Annotated in this window: 22 protein-coding genes, 1 pseudogene and 1 riboswitch; of the genes and pseudogenes, 13 read left to right on the forward strand and 10 right to left on the reverse strand. The window is 42.5% G+C overall.

Annotated features, from left to right (window positions below; translation table 11 throughout):
- Window positions 1-118: 118 nt before the first annotated feature.
- The 5 genes and pseudogenes from WCV65_RS04800 to WCV65_RS04820 all read left to right on the forward strand — a co-directional run bounded on the left by WCV65_RS04800 (window position 119) and on the right by WCV65_RS04820 (window position 7,267).
- Entirely contained in the window at window positions 119-1,510 is a 1,392-nt protein-coding gene (locus WCV65_RS04800) for an amino acid permease (protein WP_035404968.1), read from the forward strand.
- A gap of 83 nt (window positions 1,511-1,593) precedes the next feature.
- Window positions 1,594-1,923: a YqzG/YhdC family protein gene (locus tag WCV65_RS04805; RefSeq protein WP_338780474.1), complete on the forward strand. Its 330-nt coding sequence runs from the start codon at window positions 1,594-1,596 to the stop codon at window positions 1,921-1,923.
- 104 nt (window positions 1,924-2,027) lie between these two features.
- A pseudogene (locus WCV65_RS04810) lies at window positions 2,028-2,696 on the forward strand (GNAT family N-acetyltransferase).
- A gap of 211 nt (window positions 2,697-2,907) precedes the next feature.
- Window positions 2,908-3,015, forward strand: a riboswitch (SAM riboswitch).
- 137 nt (window positions 3,016-3,152) lie between these two features.
- Complete coding sequence (locus WCV65_RS04815; RefSeq protein ID WP_338782158.1) at window positions 3,153-4,493, forward strand: Na+/H+ antiporter NhaC family protein; 1,341 nt, start codon at window positions 3,153-3,155, stop codon at window positions 4,491-4,493.
- 1,658 nt (window positions 4,494-6,151) lie between these two features.
- Complete coding sequence (locus WCV65_RS04820) at window positions 6,152-7,267, forward strand: acyltransferase (protein WP_338780477.1); 1,116 nt, start codon at window positions 6,152-6,154, stop codon at window positions 7,265-7,267.
- A gap of 53 nt (window positions 7,268-7,320) precedes the next feature.
- Here WCV65_RS04820 and WCV65_RS04825 read toward each other — a convergent pair whose 3' ends face one another.
- The 5 genes from WCV65_RS04825 to WCV65_RS04845 are packed head-to-tail and all read right to left on the reverse strand — an operon-like array spanning window position 7,321 to window position 11,591.
- Window positions 7,321-7,623 (reverse strand): hypothetical protein, encoded by a 303-nt coding sequence (locus tag WCV65_RS04825; protein WP_338780479.1) that lies wholly within the window; start codon window positions 7,621-7,623, stop codon window positions 7,321-7,323.
- Window positions 7,620-7,913, reverse strand: coding sequence for a hypothetical protein (locus WCV65_RS04830; protein WP_338780481.1), 294 nt, complete (start codon window positions 7,911-7,913; stop codon window positions 7,620-7,622). Before WCV65_RS04830 ends, WCV65_RS04825 begins: the two co-directional genes overlap by 4 nt.
- A complete protein-coding gene (locus WCV65_RS04835; protein ID WP_338780483.1) occupies window positions 7,891-9,015 on the reverse strand; it encodes a GerAB/ArcD/ProY family transporter in 1,125 nt (374 codons plus the stop codon). Before WCV65_RS04835 ends, WCV65_RS04830 begins: the two co-directional genes overlap by 23 nt.
- 12 nt (window positions 9,016-9,027) lie before the next feature.
- The gene (locus WCV65_RS04840) at window positions 9,028-10,203 is read right to left on the reverse strand and encodes a Ger(x)C family spore germination protein (protein ID WP_338780484.1); all 1,176 of its coding nucleotides are present in this window, start codon (window positions 10,201-10,203) and stop codon (window positions 9,028-9,030) included.
- The gene (locus WCV65_RS04845) at window positions 10,200-11,591 is read right to left on the reverse strand and encodes a spore germination protein (protein ID WP_338780486.1); all 1,392 of its coding nucleotides are present in this window, start codon (window positions 11,589-11,591) and stop codon (window positions 10,200-10,202) included. The genes WCV65_RS04840 and WCV65_RS04845 overlap by 4 nt, the downstream gene beginning before the upstream one ends.
- Window positions 11,592-12,121: 530 nt before the next feature.
- Here WCV65_RS04845 and WCV65_RS04850 point away from each other — a divergent pair.
- From WCV65_RS04850 to fabF, 6 genes are all read left to right on the forward strand, one after another.
- Window positions 12,122-12,790 carry a cobalamin-dependent protein gene (locus WCV65_RS04850; RefSeq protein ID WP_338780488.1) on the forward strand — a complete coding sequence of 223 codons (669 nt, stop codon included), beginning with the start codon at window positions 12,122-12,124 and terminating at the stop codon, window positions 12,788-12,790.
- The gene (locus WCV65_RS04855; RefSeq protein ID WP_338780490.1) at window positions 12,768-13,874 is read left to right on the forward strand and encodes an ATP-binding protein; all 1,107 of its coding nucleotides are present in this window, start codon (window positions 12,768-12,770) and stop codon (window positions 13,872-13,874) included. Before WCV65_RS04850 ends, WCV65_RS04855 begins: the two co-directional genes overlap by 23 nt.
- A gap of 123 nt (window positions 13,875-13,997) precedes the next feature.
- Window positions 13,998-14,132, forward strand: coding sequence for an RAxF-45 family protein (locus tag WCV65_RS04860; protein ID WP_338780492.1), 135 nt, complete (start codon window positions 13,998-14,000; stop codon window positions 14,130-14,132).
- A 138-nt stretch (window positions 14,133-14,270) separates the two neighbouring features.
- A complete protein-coding gene (gene abc-f, locus WCV65_RS04865; protein WP_338780494.1) occupies window positions 14,271-16,097 on the forward strand; it encodes an ABC-F type ribosomal protection protein in 1,827 nt (608 codons plus the stop codon).
- Between the two features lie 159 nt (window positions 16,098-16,256).
- Complete coding sequence (locus WCV65_RS04870) at window positions 16,257-16,628, forward strand: DUF4181 domain-containing protein (protein ID WP_338780496.1); 372 nt, start codon at window positions 16,257-16,259, stop codon at window positions 16,626-16,628.
- Window positions 16,629-16,762: 134 nt separating this feature from the next.
- Window positions 16,763-18,004, forward strand: a complete 1,242-nt coding sequence (fabF, locus tag WCV65_RS04875; RefSeq protein WP_338782160.1) for a beta-ketoacyl-ACP synthase II — start codon at window positions 16,763-16,765, stop codon at window positions 18,002-18,004.
- A gap of 117 nt (window positions 18,005-18,121) precedes the next feature.
- Here fabF and WCV65_RS04880 read toward each other — a convergent pair whose 3' ends face one another.
- From WCV65_RS04880 to WCV65_RS04895, 4 genes are all read right to left on the reverse strand, one after another.
- On the reverse strand, window positions 18,122-18,817 hold the full coding sequence (locus WCV65_RS04880; protein WP_051860540.1) for an LrgB family protein: 696 nt from the start codon (window positions 18,815-18,817) through the stop codon (window positions 18,122-18,124).
- Window positions 18,807-19,184 (reverse strand): CidA/LrgA family holin-like protein, encoded by a 378-nt coding sequence (locus WCV65_RS04885; RefSeq protein ID WP_035404951.1) that lies wholly within the window; start codon window positions 19,182-19,184, stop codon window positions 18,807-18,809. The genes WCV65_RS04880 and WCV65_RS04885 overlap by 11 nt, the downstream gene beginning before the upstream one ends.
- Before the next feature lie 57 nt (window positions 19,185-19,241).
- A complete protein-coding gene (locus tag WCV65_RS04890; RefSeq protein WP_051860547.1) occupies window positions 19,242-19,610 on the reverse strand; it encodes a carboxymuconolactone decarboxylase family protein in 369 nt (122 codons plus the stop codon).
- Window positions 19,611-20,196: 586 nt separating this feature from the next.
- Window positions 20,197-21,096 (reverse strand): LysR family transcriptional regulator, encoded by a 900-nt coding sequence (locus WCV65_RS04895; RefSeq protein WP_338780502.1) that lies wholly within the window; start codon window positions 21,094-21,096, stop codon window positions 20,197-20,199.
- A gap of 202 nt (window positions 21,097-21,298) precedes the next feature.
- On the opposite strand from WCV65_RS04895, the gene WCV65_RS04900 reads away from it, so the two are divergent.
- On the forward strand, window positions 21,299-22,312 hold the full coding sequence (locus tag WCV65_RS04900) for an IS1595 family transposase (protein WP_338780503.1): 1,014 nt from the start codon (window positions 21,299-21,301) through the stop codon (window positions 22,310-22,312).
- 72 nt (window positions 22,313-22,384) lie between these two features.
- Here WCV65_RS04900 and WCV65_RS04905 read toward each other — a convergent pair whose 3' ends face one another.
- Window positions 22,385-22,564, reverse strand: a complete 180-nt coding sequence (locus WCV65_RS04905; RefSeq protein WP_338780504.1) for a DUF4083 domain-containing protein — start codon at window positions 22,562-22,564, stop codon at window positions 22,385-22,387.
- Window positions 22,565-22,952: 388 nt separating this feature from the next.
- On the opposite strand from WCV65_RS04905, the gene WCV65_RS04910 reads away from it, so the two are divergent.
- The gene (locus WCV65_RS04910) at window positions 22,953-23,564 is read left to right on the forward strand and encodes a flavin reductase family protein (RefSeq protein ID WP_338780505.1); all 612 of its coding nucleotides are present in this window, start codon (window positions 22,953-22,955) and stop codon (window positions 23,562-23,564) included.
- The last annotated feature ends 17 nt before the right edge of the window (window positions 23,565-23,581 follow it).

The following is a 23,581-nucleotide window of genomic DNA, read 5'->3' on the forward strand; positions in this document are numbered from 1 at the left end:
TTAATAAATTAAATTTTCAAAAAACGGTTGATTTTTCGACAGGGTTCGATTAAATTAAGACTATCTCAAATATTATTTAAATATTTCTGAATATTTAAAAAGAATAGCAGGTGAGACGATGAGTCTGTTTAGGAAAAAGTCGATTGATAAAATCATTAGGGATTCAGGAAGTAAAGGGATTTCGCTTAACAAAACGCTAGGTGCATTTGACCTGACGATGCTCGGAATAGGGGCTATTATCGGTACGGGGATATTTGTACTTACAGGCGTTGCGGCAGCAGAACATGCTGGTCCGGCACTTGTTTTATCATTTATTTTAGCGGGAATTGCCTGCGCTTTTGCGGCATTATGCTATGCAGAATTTGCTTCAACCGTTCCGGTCTCAGGCAGTGCGTATACATATAGCTATGCAACGTTCGGCGAGCTGATGGCATGGATTTTGGGATGGGATTTACTCTTGGAATACGGGCTTGCATCTGCTTCCGTCGCAAGCGGATGGTCGGGATATTTTCAAGGATTGCTGGGGGGCTTCGGGATTCATTTGCCTACTGCATTAACCAGCGCCTATTCACCTGAAAATGGCACCTATTTTGATCTTCCGGCTGTCATTATTGCGTTTCTGATCACTTTTCTTTTAACGAAAGGTGTAAGGGAATCAGCCAGGCTTAATGCTATTATGGTTATTATTAAAATTGTGGTTGTTCTTCTATTTATCGCGGTTGCTGTGTGGTATGTGAAGCCTGATAATTGGACGCCGTTTATGCCATTCGGCTTTGCGGGGGTTGCTACCGGTGCTGCGACAGTATTCTTTGCATATATCGGATTCGATGCTGTATCCTCTGCTGCGGAGGAGGTAAAGAATCCTCAGAAAAATATGCCAATCGGAATTATCGCTTCCTTGGCAATCTGTACAGTTCTTTACATTGCCGTCTCTGCAATCTTAACGGGAGTCGTTCCTTACACTGAACTTAATGTGAAAAATCCTGTTGCTTTTGCACTGAATTATATCAACCAGGATTGGGTTGCTGGACTGATTTCAATCGGTGCCATTGCCGGAATGACAACAGTTTTGCTTGTTATGATGTACGGTCTGTCCCGTCTGTTTTATGCAATCAGCCGTGATGGTCTGCTGCCGAAAGGTCTGTCAAAAGTTAACCAAAAGACGCAGACTCCGGTTAAAACAACGTACCTTGGATGTTTGCTCGTTTCTCTATTTGCAGGATTTATCCCGCTCGATGAATTGGCAAATTTAACAAGTATCGGTACATTGTTTGCTTTCATGTCGGTTTCCATAGGGATTTTGGTTTTAAGGAGATCAGGAGAAGGGATGAAGGCTGGGTTTAAAACTCCATTTGTCCCAGTTGTTCCAATATTAGCCTTTCTCTCCTGCGCCTATTTAATGCTTCAGCTTCAAAAGCAAACTTGGATTGCCTTCCTTATTTGGCTGGCTGCCGGTTTAATTGTTTACTTCTTATACGGAAGAAAACACAGTTTGTTAAACAAATCGTAATTGGATAAAAAAGGCGTGCTGGATGCACGTCTTTTTTTTGCGGTTTGCGCCACCCTAAAAGAAAAAGGGATGTGTTACGTAATATGAAAAAATGGATTTCCTGTTTTCTTATAGCAGGTATACTTGCAGGGATAGCTGAGCCTAGGCTTGTTTACTCAGCACACCAGCAGGAGCCCGCATATGCTAAGTGGTCTAGAATAGCTATACAAGAGGTTAAGCGTAAGTATCCGGATGCCAAGCTGCTTGATTATAAGCATATTGGCCGTGAAAAAGTGGATGCAGAATTGGCAGCAGAAAAATTCAAGCTTTGGGTTCGCCAGGGCAGCAGGGAATTCGGATTATTTGTAACAGTTGAATTTAATGAAAAGACCCAAAAAGTAAAATCCATTCATTTTAAAGAATCCGAACGTTGAAGCGTAAAGCAGGCCATCTTTAGTGGTCTGCTTTTTTGAAAAGGTTTCTAAATCTCAAAAAGCGGTATTAGTTACTATTTAAAGTATTGAGACGGGGGAACCCAATGTACAGGAAGGACTTTTACGTTTTCGATGAGAATGGACCAACGCCTGCAGTTATTCGGTATTATATGGAACCGGATTTTGAGGGGCTGATTCGCATTCAGCAAGAGAGCTTTCCTCCGCCTTTTTCTTCTGAGCTTTAGTGGAATAAGGAGCAGCTGAGCAGCCATGTGAATTTCTTTGCAGAAGGAGCGCTTTGCATAGAAGTAAATGGAGAGCTTGCCGGTTCCATCACCGGTCTAGTAATCAATTTTGACCCGGCTTATCCGGATCATACGTGGAAAGAAATCACAGATGATGGATACATACGCAGCCATCAGCCTAATGGAAACACCTTATATGTGGTAGATATAGGTGTCCGTCCTATGTATCGGAAAGCGGGACTCGGGAAGTGGCTTATGTCCTCTATGTATGACGTGGTTATTTATAAAGGGCTGGACAGGCTCCTTGGCGGAGGGAGAATGCCAGGGTATCAAAAACATGCCGGGAAAATGACCCCTGAACAATATGTTGATGCGATAGTTAAAGGAGAATTGAAGGATCCTGTCCTCACATTTTTGCTCCGCTGCGGCAGGACGCCAGTGAAGGTGATCCGCAATTATATAGAGGATGAGGAATCCTTCAATTGCGGAGCATTAATGGAATGGAAAAATCCATTTACGAACCAATAGAAATAATTGTAAATGTTTGAGTGCGATAATATTTTTGTGCATGCGATACACGGCCCTGGCATATAGGAAATGAAAAGGTTTTCTATCTATCTGAAAAGGTTATTATTTTATTGAAAAAGTAAAATTCATGCATTTTTTTGTTTGACATTTTCTCTGACAGCCCTTAAGGTAGTAAAAGATTGTTTTTGAAAAACCCTTAAATAAATTCAACTTCTTATTATGAGAGGCGGAGGGACTGGCCCTGCGATGCCTCGGCAGCGGACTTTTTTGAAGAGTGCTGTGCCAAATCCAGCAAGCTCCAGAGCTTGGAAGATAAGAAGAGTGTCCTGATTATTGTGTATTAAGGCCTCATCTTAAAAGGATAAGAAGGGGTCTTTTTTATAAGGTGAATCTTCTGGCATTATAGGATTGCTCAAGCTGGAAAAATCGAATAGCAGTGAGGTGGAGAAAATGGATTTGAAAGATGGAGCGAAAGGAAATCCGCTGGCGCTGCTGCCATTGCTGGTTTTCGTAGCATTGTTTATTTTAGCCGGTGTCATAACTGGAGATTTCTACAAGCTTCCAATGGTTGTAGCCGTTTTAGTAGCAGTAACTGTGGCACTGTTCATGAATAGAAAAGAAAACCTGACCTCGAAAGTTGAACGATTTGCTAAAGGTGCAGGACATCCTGATATTATGATTATGGTATTTATCTACATCCTGGCAGGCGCTTTCTCGGAAGCGGCAAAAGGAATGGGCGCGGTAGAGTCGACAGTTAACTTGGCTTTAACGTATTTTCCTCAAAGCTTTTTAGTAGTAGGACTTTTCATTATTGCAGCATTTGTATCGATTTCAATGGGTACATCAATGGGAACAATTGCGGCACTTGGACCAATTGCAGCGGGAATCAGCGGTGAAACCGAAATACCGGTTGCCCTGGCTGTTGCTTCTGTTATTGGAGGAGCTATGTTTGGAGATAATTTATCCTTTATTTCCGATACAACAATCGCCGCTGTCCGCACACAGAAGACTGAAATGCTGGACAAATTTAAAACGAACTTTTTCATCGTCCTGCCTGCAGCGATTGTTACGGTTATCGTGCTGTTTACCATCTCACTTGGAATGGACTCAGCCGTCAATCCGAAGGAATTCAGTTTTGTTAAATTGCTCCCTTACATTGGAGTACTCGTTGCAGCACTCGCCGGCTTGAATGTAGTCGCCGTGCTTGGAGGCGGAATTGTCTTAACCGGGATTATTGGGCTGGCAGACGGAAGCTTCAATATCCTGACATTCTCTCAAACGATGATGAAAGGCATCTCTGGAATGTCCGAGCTTATCATCCTGTCCGTTCTTATTGGCGGTATGGTAGAAATCATCAAACATAATGGAGGAATAGCCTTCCTCCTGAACGCTATGACAAAAAACATTCGAACAAAAAAAGGCGCAGAGTTTGGAATTGCAGGACTTGTCAGTGCAACTAACTTTTCAACTGCGAATAACACAATCTCTATTATTACAGCAGGACCGCTTGCGAAAAATATTGCCGATCAGTACGGCATTGACAAACGAAAATCAGCCAGCATCCTGGATATTTTCTCATGCAGTGTACAAGGACTTATTCCATATGGAGCGCAAATGCTTGCCGGAGCGCAGCTTGTAAAAGCATCTCCATTAAGCATTCTCCCGTACACATTCTATCCGATGCTAACCCTTCTATGCGGTATTTTAGCCATAGCATTCGGCTTGCCTAGATTTAAACAGAAAGCTGGAACCCGTAAAACAGAAGGGGCAGAACTGAGCGAAAACTATACCAATTAATATGTGAAGCGGTACCCTTTTTGGGGTATCGCTTTTTTAAATGGGTGAACGCTGTGAGCAGCTAAGGATTTTACGACTGGCCAACTATGTGGGGGGGAACGGCTAAATTCGGTTGCCGATCGGCTAAATAAGCGGGGGGAACGGCTAAATTGCAAGCTGGAACGGCTAAATAGTGTGGGCAAATGGACAGAAAAAGAGGAATGGCTAAATTCGGTTGCCGATCGGCTAAATAAGCGGGGGGAACGGCTAAATTGAAGAATGGAACGGCTAAATAGTGTGGGCAAATGGACAGGAAAAGAGGAACGGCTAAATTCGGTTGCCGATTGGCTAAATAAGCGGGGGGAACGGCTAAATTGAAGAATGGAACGGCTAAATAGTGTGGGCAAATGGACAGAAAAAAAGGAACGGCTAAATTCGGTTGCCGATTGGCTAAATAAGCGGGGGGAACGGCTAAATTGCAAGCTGGAACGGCCGAATAGTGTGGGCGAATGGACAGAAAAAAGAGGAATGGCTAAATTGGGTTGCCGATTGGCTAAATAAGCGGGGGGAACGGCTAAATTGAAGAATGGAACGGCTAAATAGTGTGGGCAAATGGACAGAAAAAGAGGAACGGCTAAATTCAGTGGCCGATCGGCTAAATAAGCGGGGGGAACGGCTAAATTGCAAGCTGGAACGGCCGAATAGTGTGGACGAATGGACAGAAAAAAGAGGAATGGCTAAATTGGGTTGCCGGAACGGCTAAATAAGCGGGGGGAACGGCTAAATTGCAAGCTGGAACGGCCGAATAGTGTGGGCGAATGGACAGAAAAAAGAGGAATGGCTATATTCGATTGACGGACCGGCTAAATAAGCGGGGGAATCATGAAACAACCGACTGATATAGAGTGGGAAGCGGCTGGAAAAAGGTCCCGATCGGCTGGTAAAAAAATTCTGGCTGGAAACTAAGTGAAACCGGCTGGAATTTAGAGAGAACCGGCTGATATAGAGTGGGAAGCGGCTGGGAAAAGGTAAAGACCGGCTGGTAAAAAAATTTTGGCCGGAAACTAAGTGAAACCGGCTGGAATTTAGAGAGAACCGACTGATATAGAGTGGGAAGCGGCTGGAAAAAGGTCCCGATCGGCTGGTAAAAAAATTCTGGCTGGAAACTCAGTGAAACCGGCTGGAATCTATAGAGAACCCGCTGATATAGAGTGGGAAGCGGCTGGAAAAAGGTCCCGATCGGCTGGTAAAAAATTTTTGGCTGGAATCATGAAAGAACCCGCTGATATAGAGTGAGAACCGGCTGATATAGAGTAAGAATTGGCTGAAGCCCGGACTCCCTGATGGGAAGAAATCCCACTAGATTCCATTGTTTCTGCTAAATTCGACAATTTTCGCAAACCTCTTATAGGTTATCATTACAATCCTTGATATACCGCGATTCTCCCTTTTTCAACAATTAATGACAAAAACACCATTTTGTAAACATCTTTGTTAGTAGATGACTATTTGCTTATACGGGACAGCAGGGAGATAACGCTTACAATCTGAAAGTCTCTATCTTAAGACCTTGAATCGAAAACGAGACCAAAGAAGCCTTTTGATAGAACGCCACCATTTCGGCAGCTTTTCAGCTTAAAATGATGAAGGAGTCTTTTTTTAATAAAGGAGTGATCGTTATGGCAAAAGAGGCCAGTCAGAAGAGCGGTAAATCTTATTTGTTTGAAATTCATTTCCTGCGGGCCTTTGCTTGTTTAGCTGTTGTGGCGGTACACGTTTCCGCAACGAATTCTGGTATGAATAATGATACGTATGATTGGTTTTCGTATTTCCTAAACCAGATCGGCCGATTCGGCACACCGATTTTTGCGGTCATCAGCGGTTTCCTGCTGTTTTTACAAGTACGGAATAAAGGATTTCAGTTTGGGAAGTTTATGAAATCACGTTTTTCAAAGGTTATTATTCCTTTTATTTTATGGAGTGTTGCATATCGTTATATGATGTACGTTTATAACGGCCAGGGATTTGGCGATCCGATAGAGGAAATCGGGGGCTTTATACAAGGAAATGCGTTTTATCATTTGTATTTTATTTCAATCGTAGTGCAATTTTATCTTGTTTTTCCACTTCTTCAAAAGCTGTTTAGAACGCAGACGACGATTCTTATTTTCTTGTTTATTTCCTTCTTAATTAGTTACAACCTATACGGAATTAAACCTCCGTTTGAGGGTCCGATTGGAGAATTCATTGCAAGCAAGTCGTTTATGCCAATCTGGATTTTCTATTTTGCATTCGGTGCATTCCTTGCCTATTACTGGGAGGGTATCCGCAATTACGCGCTGAAGCGTCCGATTCAGATGCTGATTCTCGCTCTAGCCGTTTCAACTGGAGCGGTGATCGAGTACAAGATGAAGGGGTATGTATCAAACCGCAGGATCTCAAACCTTGCAAATATTCCGCTTCTAAGTATCGCGACTATTGGGATTTATCCGCTTCTCTCTAAGTTTTCAATCATAAAACAGCCGCTTGTGCTCATTGGCAAGTACTCGATGGGGATTTACCTGATTCACCCTATGGTGCTTTATTTAATGGCGAGGCATCTTCCGGAACCATATTGGAATGTTCAATATGTGGGCTTAATGTACATTGCCGTTATGATTATCTGTGTTGCTGCAATCAGACTGATAACATTTGTTCCGCTTACAACGTTCCTATTGCCTGTGCCGAAAATCAAGAAAACAAGCCGGGAAACTCCTATCAATCCTGCAGATGCCAGTACAAGACAATCTGCTTAATCACGAAAGAAGAGCTCAGTGGAATTCACTGGGCTCTTTTTAATTTTAAAAAATTAATTTCTCGTATCCATAGTGAAAAATCTCTTTTTAACCCAAAATGGCAATTTCGCAAGCCTTAGAAAAATCGAAAAAGCAATCCATAGCATACGGTATAAAAAAGGACCGAGCGTAAAACTTATATTCACAATCGTCTCACCATTTCTTCCTCCGGAAACCCTGCATAATTTGCCCATACTCAAAATCATGACCATGAAGATTCCGAACGGCATAAACCGCAGCAGCAGTCTTTTCTTATTCACTAGTAAAAGGGTGGAAAGAAATAAAATAGTCATCAGTCTCTCATTGTACTGGTTCACGGATTTTTCCCTCCTTTAGCCGCTGTCTTCTGCTTCTTTTTTCCATTCTTAATGCTGGTGATATATAGATAGATCACAATCATAAGTGCAAATATCAGCAGGGAAAAAAGGTCATTCATGGAAGAAGTCTTAAGCTCGTAGCTGAACGTTTTGATCACCATGCTCCATGAATAGCCTTGATAAAAATCGATAAGGACAATGGAAATCATCAGAAGAAGGACCATGAATAAAGCAAAGAGGACGGTTTTGATCTCTGTCATGATTTTTTTAAGCTTCTTTAGGAACTTCATTTGCCGCACCCTTCTTCTGAGTTCTTTTTTTCTTAAGCCAAAGTATGGCTAAAATGATGGCTGGACATACAATTTGAAAGGGGACATGAAGAAAATAAGGAACGAATATGAGCCCTTCCTGAAAGTGCTCATATTGAGTATTGGCAATAAACAGGGATGAGGCAATCATGGCCACGCCATAGATTAGCACGGGAGGTATGGGATTTTTGGTTCCTGTGATTTCCATGGTGCCTCTGAGTGCTGCATAGAAAAACATGAACACCTTTGTAAATCCCACAATAATCATAAGAATGACCACAATTGAATCAAGACGCTGAATAAAATCTGATATATTGATCAGGGAGACGGTAGCTAGAATCGGAAATACGAAGCTTTTTGTCATTTCTGCTCCAAGAATGGAAACATGGAGCAGTGCAGTGGTGCTCAATATCAAGGTGGCAAAAAAGATGGAAGAAAGGGTTACTTTGATAAGCTTGGCACTTTCCTGGACGAGCGGAAAGAACATCGTGAAAACGACCATCTCTCCAAATGGAAAAGTCATGATCGTAGGGAAAATGGTTTTCAAGATCGGCATTGGACCATTTTCCGCAATCGGCAAAATTTCATGAATGTCCACAATGCCTGAGATGATTTCAAATCCTACCACAATAAAAAAGGGGATTGTGATTCCAAAAAATAATGGTTTTGAGACACCGGCAAATACATGAAATCTTTTAATGGCTAAATACATCACAGCAAGCATCATAAAACTGCTGATTACGATTAAAAAGGTTTCATCATAAGCGGTGATGATCAGCAATTCACCAAAGTCTCTGAGGACACGTGCACAGATGTATAAAAAGTACAGAATGTAAAGAGAGGAGGCGATCGTTCCGGCTTTCTTTCCCAGGAGCATGATGAGAATTCCAACCATCGTTTTTTTACCTGAAAGCTTAGACAGCCCTATATACATTAAAAACAGCGGAATACTTGCTGCGTAGCCAAGCAATACCGCAAGCCATGCGTCCTTCATCGCCTGCTTTGCAGGATCCAAAAGAATTGCACTGCCGATTTCAAATATGAATATTAAATAAAACATTTCCTTGGCAGTCACTTTGCTCATACTGATCCCTCTTTACATATGGCTTTCAACCACGCCGCCTCTCAGCAGTTCAGTAGAAACATCTACGCTGATTTCAGCTTCCTGAAAGAACTGATCCCAGTGATCCTCTATTTCTTTCCATTTCTTTTTATCCTGGGATGCCAGTGTTTGTCCGAATCCAAAAATATCTGAGTGATGATTCTGTGCAATTTGTATCGTTCGCTCTATTTCCGTTTTGAGCTTGCTTGTCATTCTTCTTTCCAAATCCCGTATCATCTCTTCTGTAAGCTTTTCTTTTTTCATGCAGCCGAGGGAGTACAATTCACTCCTCGTATGAACCCGTATGCGGATTTTAGCTTTCCCATCTTTGACTGAGACATCCGTATAGGATTTTGAAAAAGGCAATTCGTATGAGATGTGCTCATGGTCACAGGGCGCGTTAACAAATGTCCGCCGGATTTGATTTTGAAGGATCAGCATCGCCTTCGTTTCCTCTGGCCCTATCCAGTAAAGCAGCTTGGAATCCTTACCGAAAATAGCGGTATACCCGACAGCGGTCGAAAAAGGCTCACTCTGTTCGAGGTTTTCCTGTTTAGTAAATACCTTTGGATCGCCATGATTAAATATTCCAGGCATAACGGCATAGGTTCCTTTACGGTCATTCGCTTTTGCCCAATCGACGATGTTGACTTTTGTAACGGTTCCGTAATTCTCCATATTGTTCTCGAGCTTTCCGATAGCGGATAAGGCTGGAACCTTCGTTAAAGGAGGAAGGGCAGACAGCACCTCCAGTGCTGTCTGATCCTTTGCTGTCAGAAGCAAAAGGCTGCTTCTAATTTCAGAACCGCGTTCCAAATGTTCGATAATTTCGTTGATTCCTCTTTTAGCCATGCTCTCACCAATAACCACCACAGATAGATGGCTGTAAAAAGTCCTCCTCGAAATTTTAGAGACGGCTGCCTGAAAAGCTTCGTTAATGGAAGGGCCATCACCAACCATGTTAATAACCGGTACCGCTTTTCCGCCAGGTGACATTCCGGCACCGGTTGATATTTCGCTCGGATCTACAAGCTGGAGAGTGACCTGATATCCATCACCTGCTTCATCCATTCCAATCCCGATGACAATCGACATATCATTCAGCTCCTGCTGGGTTCCGCATGATGAAAGGATTGGGAGGATGCAGAGCATGACGATCCATTTCTTCACGAATTGCCGCCTCCTTTTTCAGCCTGTGTCCCTTTCGACATGTAGGGAGTTCCTAGAGTCGTAAGGTGATAAAGGTGTCCCATGAACATAATGGTGGCAAGCATCAATCCATAATAGCCCAGGAAATAGGTAACAAACATTAAAATGAAGCGGACCATCCTGGCAGTAATGGCTAAACTGTAATTCGGCAGGGTGAAGCTTGAGATGGCCGTGATGGAAACGACAATTACTACGGCTGTTGAAACAAGTCCTGCCTGTACGGTTGTTTGGCCGATAACAAGTGCTCCCACAATGGAAACGGCTTGACCGATTGCTCTGGGAAGTCTGACCCCGGCTTCCCTTAATATCTCAAAGGTTACCTCCATGATGAGTACCTCAATGAGTGCAGGAAAGGGTACACCCTCCCGCTGAGAATAAAGACTGATAAGCAAAGATGTAGGGATCAGTGCCTGGTGATGAGTAATCATTCCAATATAAATAGATGGAGCAAAAACGGATAGGAAAAAAGCTGCATATCTCAGAAATAAAATAAGCTTGCCTGCCATTTTGGATTGATATTGGTCCTCGGGAGAGTAAAAGTAGTGCTTAAAGCTTGTGGGGCATAGCAATACAAAAGGCGTGCCATCCACGAGCAGCGCTATTCTTCCGGCAATCAGACTGCTTACAACCTCATCTGGTCTTTCCGTATTGTTCATAGTGGGAAACAGCGTAACTTGATGATCTTGCAAAATCCTCTCGATGTAACCGGATTCCAAAACGATTTTTGATTCATTGCTTGTTAATCGCTCTTTTACCAATCTTAGAGTCTCTGGACTTACTTTGCCTTCGATGTACATAAGGTTCACTTTTGTACTCGAAACCTCGCCGATTACATATTCCTCCAGCTTAAGATCCGGTGTCTTCAGCCTTCTGCGGATAAGGGCGGTATTTGTCCTGAGGGTCTCATTAAAACTTTCTTTTGGCCCCCTGATGACCATTTGTGAGGATGGCTCCTCCACCGCTCTGCGTGCTCCCCCGGTGGTTTCGAGGTCAATAAATCCTGAATATCCTTCAATCAGCAGAACCGTATGTCCCTCCAGAATCGCTTGGACGGCTTCCTTGCAAGTGGAACCTGCTGATAGATCACTCGCCAATACCCTTTGGGTCAGTTTTTTGAGGAAATCTTTTTTTAAAGGAAGCTCATTTGCGTAGAGTAAAGGATGAAGCACTTTTTCAGTAACCTTTGTGTCATCAGAAATCCCTTTCAGCCGAATAAGACAGCCCTCAACAGCAGGCTGGGAAGGAAGCAAAAGGGAATGAAAGGATAAATCCTGCATCGTGTGCAGCGCGTTGGTAATCGCCTGTTTGTTTTGCTTTAAGCTTCCCGCCAAGCTGTCCTGCAGATTCATTCCAGATCCTCCTTATCATTCCTTTTTCTACTGCCTATTGTTTGTTGAATCATTAAATTTATGTAACAAAGCAGGACAAAAACCTTTTTTGCAGAAGAGTGTGTGTTACCATTTACTTATTAGAATAAAAAAACACTAGGAAAGTCCTTTATTATTTTCACAATCTTAAAAGGGTTTTTAAACCTGTATCTAGAAACCATATATTGACCCCTTAAAAACTTCACAGCTTAATTTGCCTTAAGCTGCAAACTCCGAACATCATCTCTCCAATATGAAATATGCCGGCAACCTTCATCCAAAGAAGGGATAACTGGTACAATGGCCGCGGCTATTCTTTCCTGGACTTATTAAAATAGTTTTCCTAATATGGTTTTGTCCTAAAAAATAATGGGTATTGATGAAGTTGTTCCGCTCTGGAAAATGAGGCGAACATACTATCTGATTTTGATCACGATCGTACCTAAAACAACTCACATATGATAACCTTTAATAGACGGGCTAATTAATTCAATAAAGGCAGGTGAGGAGAAATGAATTTTCAAGTGGAGGAGCTAAGCAAGCTTTTGCTGAATGGAAAAGTTATGAAAGCCTGGACCTACTTAGAAACAGTCACGCATGGCAAAGACAGTATCGAATTCTATGACGCTTTAAAGGAAACGATGTACTATATTGGCGAGCTGTGGGAAGAAAATGTCATAACAGTGGCAGATGAACATGTAGCGTCCCATGTATGCAAAAACCTGCTTTCCTATAAGTACTACCACATGATGAAGCATCCACATGGGGTGCTGCCTCTTAAAAAGAAAAAAGCGATGTTTTTCTGTGTGGAAGGGGAAGAACACGACTTAGGTGTTCATATGATTGCAAATTATTTTCAGGAGAATGGATGGGAATCCCAATGTCTCGGTTCAAACCTGCCGCTTGAGCATGCGCTTGACTTTGCAGAAAAATTCCATCCTGAAATCATTGGAATTTCCGTTAACCTGGCTTATAATTTGCCTTTGATCAATAAATATATAAATGAACTTGAAAAACTGCCTTTCGGACCAACGATTTTGGTGGGGGGGAAGCTGGCTGAGAGCCACGATCTTGAGTTTCATTGTCCTCCTAACACCATGGTGATCCGCAACTTGACGGAAATTGAGGGATTAATTAAACATGTAGGGACTGTTCAACATGGAAATGCAATTAATGTCTAACAAATATGAAAAGATTCCATTTTCTTACTTCATGGTTGATCGAAGGCTGAACATTCTGTCTGTATCGAAGAGAACGTTGAGTGAATTTGATGAGACTGGAAATTTCATTGATATTGTAGGGATAGGGAGTAAGAAAAAGGCGGCATCGTTTATACTGGATACGCCGTCGATTTCAAAAATTGAACTTAACCTGAAAACGAAAAACAAACCGCTGTGTTTGTTTGACATATACATTCAATATGAAAATAAAGACACCATTCACATCTTCTGCGTAAATAAAGAGGAATCGCTGGAGCCGGTCTATCAGGCGATGAAAAATCTTGAAGCAGACTTATTGAATGCAAATATGTCGCTGATGGAAAAAAACACACAGCTTGAAAAATCCCTTAAAGAGATGAAGGAGATCGCGGTTCAGAATCACCATCTCCGTTCGTTTAAGGAAATTGCAGCAAGCATCTCAACAGATTTAACAAGCCCGCTTACCAGCATTAAGGGCTTTTTTAACCAAGTAAAGCCGCATATGGTAGATCCTGGTGAGAAAAACCTCACATTCGAAGGACTCAATCGAGCTAATGATGACCTTTACGAATACCTGTTTGATGAGCGTCCGCCCATCATGTCCAAACGGAAGGTGCTGCTTTCCCAGCTTCTCGATGATGCAGCAATGACATCCAAAAGAGAAGCGCTTCATTTTGGATGTGAGGTGCATTATCAGGCCAATCTGAAAAATCCCGTTCTTTTTGTGGATAATAAAAAAATAAAACAAGTGATCTTGAATATCGTCAGAAATGCAATGGAATCCTTCTTAACTATGGAGGATTGTGAAGGAAAGATTGAAATCTTCACTAACCTGACTTCAGATTCCATTGAGATCATAATTGAGGATAACGGGTGCGGAATCGAACATGAGATTCAAGAGAAGCTTTTTATCCCGTTCTCAACAACTAAAAAAGCGGGCAAGGGTCTTGGACTAGCCGTCAGCATGGAGATTTTGAAAAACCATGAAGGTAAGATTAAGATAGACAGCCAAAATGGCGAGGGGACAAGAGTAACAGTCGTCCTTCCCTATACGGAAATTTATTAAAAGAGTACTCGATGGGGTGCTCTTTTTTGTTTGCAGACAACCATGCTGAAAAAATAGAATTGTCAGAAAAACTATTTTTGTATATACTAATATCAATTACTGTTCGAAGGAGGTGGAGAAGAGATGAAACGTTCTGTGATTGCATTGGCTGAGAGATTAAGTTTCCTTTATTTGTGCCGTGCGATTTTTCATGATGCAGCTGCCAACGGGATAAGTCTGTCCTTTTTTCGCAACTGCATAGCTGAACCGGAATGTTAAGAAGATCTCTTATCCGCCTAAATATCTGTGCGATTAGGGAGGGCTTGTTAGCTCTCTCTTTTTGTGTCCGTATTTATAGGTTTTTTAAACAGCTATGCTCCTTTAAATAAAAAAACCATTGAAAAAGGAGTAATAATGATGATTATTTGTTCGGGTCAAAATATTTCCAAGTCCTTTGGAGGACACATGCTGTTTGAAAACGTATCGTTTGAAATACATGAAAATGACAGGATTGGATTAGTCGGAAGGAATGGAACAGGTAAGACAACTATTTTTAAGTTAGTAAAAGGGATTGAGGATCCTGACGGGGGTGTTATTTCCATTCGGAGGGGGACGAAAACGGGATATCTTGCGCAAATTCCGAAATCTAAACAGGGAGAAACGGCAGAGGGAATGCTGCGGAGAGCTTTTACTGAATTGCTTGCTATAAAAGAACAGATGACCATACTTGAAAAAGAGATGGCATCTGCCAATTCGTTTGATTTAGATAGGAAACTTACCCAATACGGCAGCCTGCAGGAGCAATTTGAAAGGGGTGGAGGATATGAGGCGGATGCCAAGCTGAATAAAGTGGCAGCAGGACTGAGAATCAAAGAGTTGCTGAATCAGCCTTTTCATTCGCTGAGCGGAGGAGAAAAGACGAAGGTCGGACTCGGGCTGATTTTGCTTCAGGAGCCTGAACTCCTGCTGCTAGATGAACCGACAAACCACTTAGATATCCATGCTGTGGAATGGCTTGAACAGTTTCTAAAGGAATACAAGGGAACGGTGGTTCTCATTTCTCATGACAGGCAATTTCTTGACGAAACATCAACGAAAATTATGGATTTGGACGAAGGGGAAATAACGGTCTATCCCGGCAATTACTCGAAATTCATAGATGAAAAACAGAAAAGGCTGCTAAATGAATTTCAAGCCTATCAGGAGCAGCAAAAAAAGATTAGAAAGATGAAGGAAGCGATCAAGCAGCTTAAAGAATGGGCGAATCAGGCAAATCCACCGAGTGAAAGCCTTCATAAACGCGCTCGGAATATGGAACGGGCATTGGAACGAATGGAGAAGCTGAAGCGACCGGTTTTGGAGCACAGGAAAATGGGTCTGCAGTTCGAAGGCTCGGAGCGAAGCGGCAAAAGAGCAATAACGATAGAGGGTGCAGCGAAGGAATTCAGCGGGAATAAACTTTTCTCGGAAGTAAATTTAGAGATCTTATACCGTGACCGTCTGGCAATCGTCGGAGAAAATGGATCAGGCAAGTCTACTCTTATCAGGATGATTTTAGGTGAAGTGAAGCCGGATTGCGGTATAGCACGGCTCGGCAGCAGTGTAAAGGCAGGATACCTTGCCCAGCAGCTGATTTCTGCAGCAGAGGGGGAAATGACCGTTATCCAATATTTTCGTGAAGGACTTTCCATGATTGAGGAAGACGCAAGACACACGTTGGCAAAATTCCTTTTTTACGGTGCGTCCGTTTTTAAGAAGATGGAAAACACAAGCGGAGGAGAACGGATGAGAATCCAGCTTGCGAAACTGATGCAAAAAGACATCAATCTTTTAATACTGGATGAACCGACAAACCATCTGGATATTGAGTCGCGTGAGGTATTGGAGGATGCAATTGAGCAATTTGATGGGACCGTACTGGCAGTGTCCCATGATCGATATTTTTTAGAAAAACTGTTTACGAAAACAGCTTGGATACACGGAGGCAAGGTTTATCCATTTGAAGGAGGCTACTCCTGGACGAGAGAAAAAATGGAGCCTGTTTTCGCGGCCGCCGCTGAACAAAGCACGTTTTCTGCACCGCCAAAAGTACCAGCAGCAAAAGAAATGACGGCGGAGGAAATTGAGGAAGAGCTTCTAGCCATTGAAGAACGGCTGAGAAGCCTAACTTCTGAATCCAGAGATTTCTCTGAATTAAAAGCCAGATGGGGGAAATTGTACGATCAGCTGGATTCGATCATATAGTTCAAGAAGATGACGTCCTTTCACTTGAAGGGACGTTTTTTCTTTTTCAGCTCTCAGCAGGTTTGAATTTCAATCATTTCCTCTGATTAGGGTGCTTATGAAAAATAAATTCTGTTATCTTCTATAATATGGTAAATTCATGATGGGGAGGTGGAGTCATTGCCTTGGGGCTATATTCTTGTGGTGCTTATCTTGATTCTCTTACTTTTCTGGAGAATGGAAAAGTGGCTAATAAAGAAGTTTAAGATTGATCGGGGAAAAGGATGGATTTACCGCAGTATAAACAATGTGCACCGCGCTGGAGAAACAGCACTCTTTATTATGTTCTGGGTCGTTTTAGCAGCTGGTATTATTTTTTCTTATTCTCCGGGTATCATAGCATTTATCTATTCTATGGTTCTTGGTCTCTTCCGGGCATTCATGGAATGGAAATATGTCAGGGAGACTAGGAGACATATCCTGTCGCTGTTTGGGGTTGTTGTTAGTGGTTTCTTTTTACTAGCTTTAATTGCTATGCCATTCTTTGTGTAGTCTGCTTTCCCTGCAGGGGCTCGTGCAGTTTGCAGGAATAATGATAAAAGGCATGCGCCTTAATGGTGCATGTCTTTTGTTTTGTAAAATATTGTATTTATTTTAATTAAATGGTAGAAAGGGAGGAAGGGGGGATTTGTTTGAAAAGGGTGGTTGTTACCGGAGTTGGAGCTGTAACAGGGATGGGAAATAGTATGAAAGCAACATGGGATTCTGCTGTACAAGGCATTTCAGGGATTGGGGAGCTAACCCGGTTTGATACGACCGGATTCTCAGCGAAAACGGCTGCTGAGGTGAGGGATTTCAGGTTATCAGATTATGTAAAAGTGAATGACCGTCATCGAATGGACCGGTTTGCACAGTATGCGATTGCTTCATCGGTGATGGCTGTTCAGGATGCTGGAATCCAAATCGGGATGGATGTTGAATCGGAGCGGATTGGTGTATGGTTTGGGACAGCCATAGGGGGGATTGAAAGCTTTGAAGAAAGCTTTAAGAGTTTGCAGGAAGGCGGGTACAAGAGCTTGTATCCCTTTGCAACTACAATGGTGATATCCAACATGGCATCAAGTCAGGTCTCTATAGCGCTGCAGGCAAAAGGAGTGAACAATTGCACGGTTTTATCCTGTGCATCCGGTGCAAGCGCAGTGGGAGACGCAATGAGGGTCATACAGCGGGGGGAGGCTGATATGATGATTGCCGGGGGAACGGAAGCTTCTATTACCCCCCTCGGTGTTGGAGCGTTTTGTGCGATGGGAGCCATTTCTGCTAATCCGGATCCAAATACGTCCTGCCGCCCTTTTAGCCGAAACCGGGATGGGCTGGTGATGGGGGAAGGGGCGGCAGCGCTCATTTTGGAGTCACTTGAATCCGCTATAAATAGAGGGGCGGACATATATGGAGAAATTACAGGCTATGGCTCAGCGGCAGATGCGTTTCATATTACGAGCCCGGCATCAGGGGGAGAAGGAGCAGTAAGAGCAATGGAGCTGGCACTCGGGCAATCCAGACTGGATAAGGAAGAGATCAAATATATAAACGCTCACGGGACAGCCACGATTTACAATGACAAAATAGAAACTGAAGCAATTAAAGGGTTTTTCGGAAAACACGCGTATAACATTCCAATCAGTTCAACTAAGTCCATGACGGGCCATATGATGGGTGCAGCCGGTGCAATTGAGGCAATCTTCACTTTAATGACATTAAAAACAGGAGTGATTCCTCCCACCTTGAATTTGGATGAACCGGACCCGGATTGTGATTTAGACTACGTACCTGGGGTTGCTAGAAAAAACGTTTTACATGCGGCAATGAGCAATTCCCTCGGTTTTGGCGGTCATAATACGGTCCTTGTATTTAAATCAGTTCGATAGGGATTTTTCCCAACTCCCCTGCTGGAGCAAAATGGAATTCAAAGAGCCTATTAAAAACGGCATCCATTATAAAAGACATAAAAAGCTTGCCCTGCAGTTTAATCAGGTACAAGCTTTTTAAGAAATAAACCGAAGCAGAACCGGGATTAGGGAGTATCCCCACAGGAGGGTAAGAAATCCAGCTAATATCATGGACAGGCTGGAAAATGTTCCTTCAAGTTCTCCATATTCCATAGCTTTGGATGTTCCGACCCCATGGGCAGCCATACCGAGCATCAAGCCTTTTGCAATCGGTGTTTTTATGGACATCCACTTGATGATAGAAGGTCCAATGATTCCTCCGATTATTCCGGTTATGATGACAAAAACGGTGGTGAGTGCAGGAAGCCCGCCGATTTCCTTCGATACTTCAATCGCGATTGGAGTCGTTATGGACCTTGGCAAAATACTGATTATCCAGTCTCCATTTATATGAACCCATAATGCAAGAAAAAAAGAAGTGAGAATGGCAGCTACAGAACCGGCCGTTACACTAAAGAAAATTTCAGCCGTGTATTTTTTAATCAGGCCAGCATGCTTGTAAATCGGTACAGCAAATGCGACTGTAGCGGGACCGAGCATATGCGTAAGCAGCCTCGAATGCTCCATATATTCTGAGGCCGAAATGTCAAATAGACGAATCAGGCCAATTAGTATAATGGGACAGACCAGGAGGGGATGAAGCAAAGGGAATGCATGTTTTCGATAAGCGAATTTGCCAAATTTATATACTAGATAAGTGATAAGGGTTGCAAGCATTAGCTCAATCAGCATCTGGAACGGCCTCCCTTCTGCGGTTATTAATTCTCTCTGCGGTAAAGGCCGTTGCACCCATAACCAAAAACGTGCTGATTAGAATGATACCAAGCATTTGAAGCCCAATCCAGCCGAACAATTCTGTATAATCAACAATCCCAACGGCAGACGGAACGAAAAACAGCAGCAATTCTGCGAGAAGCCAGGCTGCTCCTTTTTCGACCCACTCCAACTTAATGATCTTAAAAGTCAGGGCAAGGAGAAGAATAGCCATCCCGATCATGCCGGATGGAATTGGAAGAGAAAACACTCCCGTAAGCCATACTCCAAGAAAATAAAAACAATGTATAAAGGCTATCTGGCTAATAAGCAGAATCCACTTCATTTCAATCCCTCCTTTCTCATGAAACAAAGAGCCCGGACAGGCTCTTTGTAAACGTTATTACTCTTCTTTTTTATCGTCCACACGCTGAGCAAATACTTTCTTTGCAACAGCCAGAGCGTTCAAAACCTTAGGGAAGCCTGTGTATGGAACAAGCTGAATGATGGATTCTGTAATTTCTTTAGGAGTCAATCCGGCTGTTAAGCCTGTATTTAAGTGAAGCTCCAGCTGCGGCTCTGTCCCTTGTGTGACAAGGGAGGAAATTGTAACAAGCGCTCTTTGTTTATTCGTTAATCCCTCGCGTGAGTAAACCTCTCCATAGGCAAAATCAATAATCATATCTCCGACATCAGGAGCAATATCCTTCAGCTCATCTACAATCCGCAGATGTGTTGAAATATCATCATTCGTTTTTAAAGTGTACTCCATAAGCTTATCAAGGCCTTGCTGATGGCGGTCAAATGTTTTAGACAATGAATATTCTCCTCTCTGTTTCGCTCTATGTATAACGATAGCATGGAGGAATGCTATTCGTGAAATATATAAATATTATAAGTGGTATAACTTTTGGTTATGATTGGGATCCGGGCAATCTTTGCTGATATGAATGGATACGGGGGCTGGTAAAGTCAGTTTTTAACTTTGAATGTTTTCGCAAATATTGTTATTTTGGCAAACAGTTCGACGAGGTTGATGGCGGCTCCAGGCTGCTTGCTTATCCTTGGGCGGGCGGTGAGTCTCCTCGGCGCAAGCGCCTGCGGGATCTCACCTGTCCCGCTGCTCCCAAGGGAGTTCCGCCGCTATCAAGTAATCTTATTTTGAATCTATCTTTTTTTTACAACACAACCAGTACTAAGAACTAACTTTTTAAAATGAATTGGACCTGGCTGATTTCTGCTCCAATCAGCCTAACCTATACCTGTTTAAATTCCTTATTAATAAAAAAAACCGCCCGGATGCGTACCGGCGGGCAATTTTAATCAATTCCTCTCAGCAGGACTTCTTAACAGTCTTTTCATTCCCCCATCCGAAGCCGATCCTTCATTCCAAGAATAAATTCAATAAAGGCTCTTCCAGCAAATGTCGTGTACTTGTCTTTGGCTATGATGATGGCGAGCCGCCAGGGAATGGCTGGGTTTTGTATCGGTATTTTTCTGATTTGACTGCTTGTGATGCGGGTGCATATGGACTGGGGGAGGATCGTGACACCGATTCCCGCAGCAGCCATTTCGGACATGAAATCCCATTGGGAGCTTTGAAATAGAATGTTCGGTTCGAACCCTGCGTTGATGCAGTATTCACGCATCAGCTCATAAAGGGCAAAGTCTTGGCTGTAAAAGATAAAGTTTTCGCTGCTTAGCTGGGAAAGCTCCACTTCGCTGCTTGAAGCGAGAGGATGGGATTCGTTTACAAGAAGAACCATTTCTTCGTCCACGATTGGGTAGGTCCTAAAGCTTTCATCGTCTACAGGAAGAACGGCTACCCCCATCTCAATTTCCCCTGCAAGCACACTTTCGACTACCTTTTTCGCTCCAAATTCAGTAATGTGAATCTTGATATTGGGATGGGCTGAGTGAAAGGCTGCGAGCACCTTTGGGAAAAAGAGGCTTCCGATAATAGGCGGTATTCCTATTTTAATGGTTCCGCTGCTGAGACCCTTCACATCGATGACAGAGGAAAGAATATCTTCTTCGATTCCGATCATTTGGACAGCGTGCCTGTATACAGAATGGCCGGCATCCGTTAGTTCAAGCCCTTTATAATTGCGTATAATCAGAGGCACACCAAGTTCGTCCTCGAGAGATTTAATCATTTTGCTTAAAGCAGGCTGCGAGACGAGCATTTTTTCTGCCGCTCTAGTAAAATTTTTTTGTCTGACGGCTTCTACGAAGTATTTCAGCTGTCTAAGTTCCATAGGTCACCTCTGAAGATTATTGGTTTAACTGTAGCCGTCTTTCTGCCGCCTGTCAAAAGTAGGAGCCATGCTGAATACGATAATGGAATGAACAGGCTCTGGAACAGTAGATTTAAAAATTTAGGCTGTGTTCGTATTAATTGTTGCTGAGATGAACATACTGTATAATAAGAAAACTATTATGACAGAGGTGCTTTCATCAATGTGGTTAGATATGTATCAACAATTTTCGGAGCTTTCTGAACACGATAAACAAAAGTTTTTCAACGCTATTAAGGAGAACGTTTTTCCTGAAGTGCCAACAGATATTTCAAAAATGGTTGGTGATGTTCGGGAAAAACGGTTTTCGGATGGATTAGCGTGTGTTCATTGTGGAAGTGTGTCCGTTAAACGAAATGGTACATATCGTTCACGCCAACGTTATCTTTGTAAGGATTGTGGTAAGTCATTTAATGATATGTCTGGCAGCCCTTTATCAGGGACCAGATATGCTCATAAGTGGGTCCAATACTTCGAGATGATGATTGAAGGCTATTCCTTGAGAAAGATTGCCAAAAAGATGAAAATCCATCTTTCTACTGCGTTTTACTGGAGACATAAGATTCTTTTTGCACTTAAAACTGTGGGACACAAAACACTGACAGGGATTATCGAAAGCGATGAAACCTTTTTCTTGGAGAGTAATAAAGGCAACAAGTCCATTTCCCACCGCAAACCACGCAAACGCGGTGGCGTTGCAAAAAAACGTGGAATATCAAAGGAACAAATCTGTGTAGTCGTTGCTCACGATAGAAACGGTCAGATTCTTTCTCAAACCGCAGGAAAAGGTCGTGTTACAGCCATCGAATTAGATGCGGTCTTAGGGAACTATTTAGATAGTTCCGCTTTGTTATGCACGGATACAGCAACCAACTACAAGAAATTCGCCTTGATGAAAAAGATGAAGCACGAAGCCATAAACGTAAGCAAAAAAGAGTTTAAACGCAAAGGTATTTATCATATTCAACACGTTAACGGCTACCATAAACGACTAAAAAAATGGATGGACCGTTTTCAAGGAGTGGCGACTAAATACCTTGATAACTACTTGTTTTGGCACCGATTCCTGGAGATGAATAAAAAGTTCCCCTCTAAAGAAAGAACGACAGAATTACTTCTAGTTTCTTGTCAAAGACCAACATTTACAACTGTTCAAAGTATTAGAGATATTGGGTAGAAACGATTCAACGAAAAAAGAACCCACTTCAATTGGGTCCTTTTTGGATTATTTGTTAAACTTGCATCGCTTTTAAAGCCTGTTATCATTACCCTTTTTAATCTGTTCGCTTAATGTATCAATTTTGCCTTCAAGATTTTTAATACGGTCTTTTGTTTTGTTATTAGTACGGAAAAACCAAACAAGCAATAGAACAATAAGTGCAATAAATGCAAAGCTGAAAAATTGGAAAATCAAATCACCAATAATCAAGGAAATCACCTCTTTTAAAATTTTAATAGTTAATACTATATATACGAGTTTCTTTGCGGATAAGTTTCATTTAATTAAATAAGCATTATATTAAAGGAAGAATTACTGAATAAACGTTTTTATTCTTAAGCAACAAACTTTACGAACACAGCCAAAATTTAAGATAACGCAGGTCGGGCGATTATAGGTTCATGAAAACGGGTAACAGCCAACAGAGGCAATTAACCGCCAATATTTCAAGAAAAAAAGAGGCTCCTTTTTATAAGCGCCCAGACCTTCCTGGATTCGTACATAATAAAACTAGGCGGGAATGCAGTCGAGAAGCAGCAGCCAATTAGAGGAGATCCTTCTGTCTGTTCTTGTAAGTGACACGAAAGGATGAGTTAACGTGATTTCTATTAACCCTAACGATTTATCTGCTTTAGAAAATTACAAGCTGCTGATTGGCAGTGTGATTCCAAGGCCGATTGCCTTTGTCACCTCCATTTCGGAAGAGGATGTAGTGAATGGTGCGCCATTCAGCTTTTTTAATGTAGCCTCATCTGAACCACCTCTGCTGACGATTGCGGTGCAGCGAGCTGAAGGGAAAATGAAGGACACCGCCCGTAATATCGTGAACAACAAGGAATTTGTTATTCACGTAACAGATGAGGAGAATGTTAGAAGCATCAACGAAACATCAGCCCCTCTGCCGCCTGACCAAAGTGAAATCGACTTTAGCGGCCTCACCTTGACACCGAGCCAGCAGATTCAAGTGCCAGGAATTGAGGAAGCAAAAATCCGCTTTGAATGCGTCCTGGAAAAGCATTTGGAACTTGGAGGCAGAGAAGGGGAGCCTGCTGTTGATTTTATTATCGGGCGCGTCGTGCAGTACCATTTTAAAAAGAATGTATACAAAGAAGGAAAAATCATGGAGAGAGAGCTTGGAGCCGTCAGCCGGCTTGCCGGTACGAAATACGGGAAAATCGGGGAAATCTTCTCTATGGAACGTCCGAAATAAAAAGCAGGAAGCCAATA

This window comes from Metabacillus sp. FJAT-52054, from assembly GCF_037201815.1.
Lineage (GTDB): Bacteria > Bacillota > Bacilli > Bacillales > Bacillaceae > Metabacillus_B > Metabacillus_B sediminis.

Coding starts and splice junctions, on each gene's coding strand:
- WCV65_RS04880 (WP_051860540.1), bottom strand. CDS start 18,817: ATGCTGATTGAGCTAATGCTTGCAACCCTTATCACTTATCTAGTATAT.
- WCV65_RS04820 (WP_338780477.1), top strand. CDS start 6,152: ATGGCAAAAGAGGCCAGTCAGAAGAGCGGTAAATCTTATTTGTTTGAA.
- WCV65_RS04800 (WP_035404968.1), top strand. CDS start 119: ATGAGTCTGTTTAGGAAAAAGTCGATTGATAAAATCATTAGGGATTCA.
- WCV65_RS04895 (WP_338780502.1), bottom strand. CDS start 21,096: ATGGAACTTAGACAGCTGAAATACTTCGTAGAAGCCGTCAGACAAAAA.
- WCV65_RS04860 (WP_338780492.1), top strand. CDS start 13,998: ATGAAACGTTCTGTGATTGCATTGGCTGAGAGATTAAGTTTCCTTTAT.
- WCV65_RS04885 (WP_035404951.1), bottom strand. CDS start 19,184: ATGAAGTGGATTCTGCTTATTAGCCAGATAGCCTTTATACATTGTTTT.
- WCV65_RS04845 (WP_338780486.1), bottom strand. CDS start 11,591: ATGAATCTGCAGGACAGCTTGGCGGGAAGCTTAAAGCAAAACAAACAG.
- WCV65_RS04830 (WP_338780481.1), bottom strand. CDS start 7,913: ATGAAGTTCCTAAAGAAGCTTAAAAAAATCATGACAGAGATCAAAACC.
- WCV65_RS04855 (WP_338780490.1), top strand. CDS start 12,768: ATGGAAATGCAATTAATGTCTAACAAATATGAAAAGATTCCATTTTCT.
- WCV65_RS04890 (WP_051860547.1), bottom strand. CDS start 19,610: ATGGAGTACACTTTAAAAACGAATGATGATATTTCAACACATCTGCGG.
- WCV65_RS04835 (WP_338780483.1), bottom strand. CDS start 9,015: ATGAGCAAAGTGACTGCCAAGGAAATGTTTTATTTAATATTCATATTT.
- WCV65_RS04900 (WP_338780503.1), top strand. CDS start 21,299: ATGTGGTTAGATATGTATCAACAATTTTCGGAGCTTTCTGAACACGAT.
- WCV65_RS04850 (WP_338780488.1), top strand. CDS start 12,122: ATGAATTTTCAAGTGGAGGAGCTAAGCAAGCTTTTGCTGAATGGAAAA.
- WCV65_RS04805 (WP_338780474.1), top strand. CDS start 1,594: ATGAAAAAATGGATTTCCTGTTTTCTTATAGCAGGTATACTTGCAGGG.
- abc-f (WP_338780494.1), top strand. CDS start 14,271: ATGATTATTTGTTCGGGTCAAAATATTTCCAAGTCCTTTGGAGGACAC.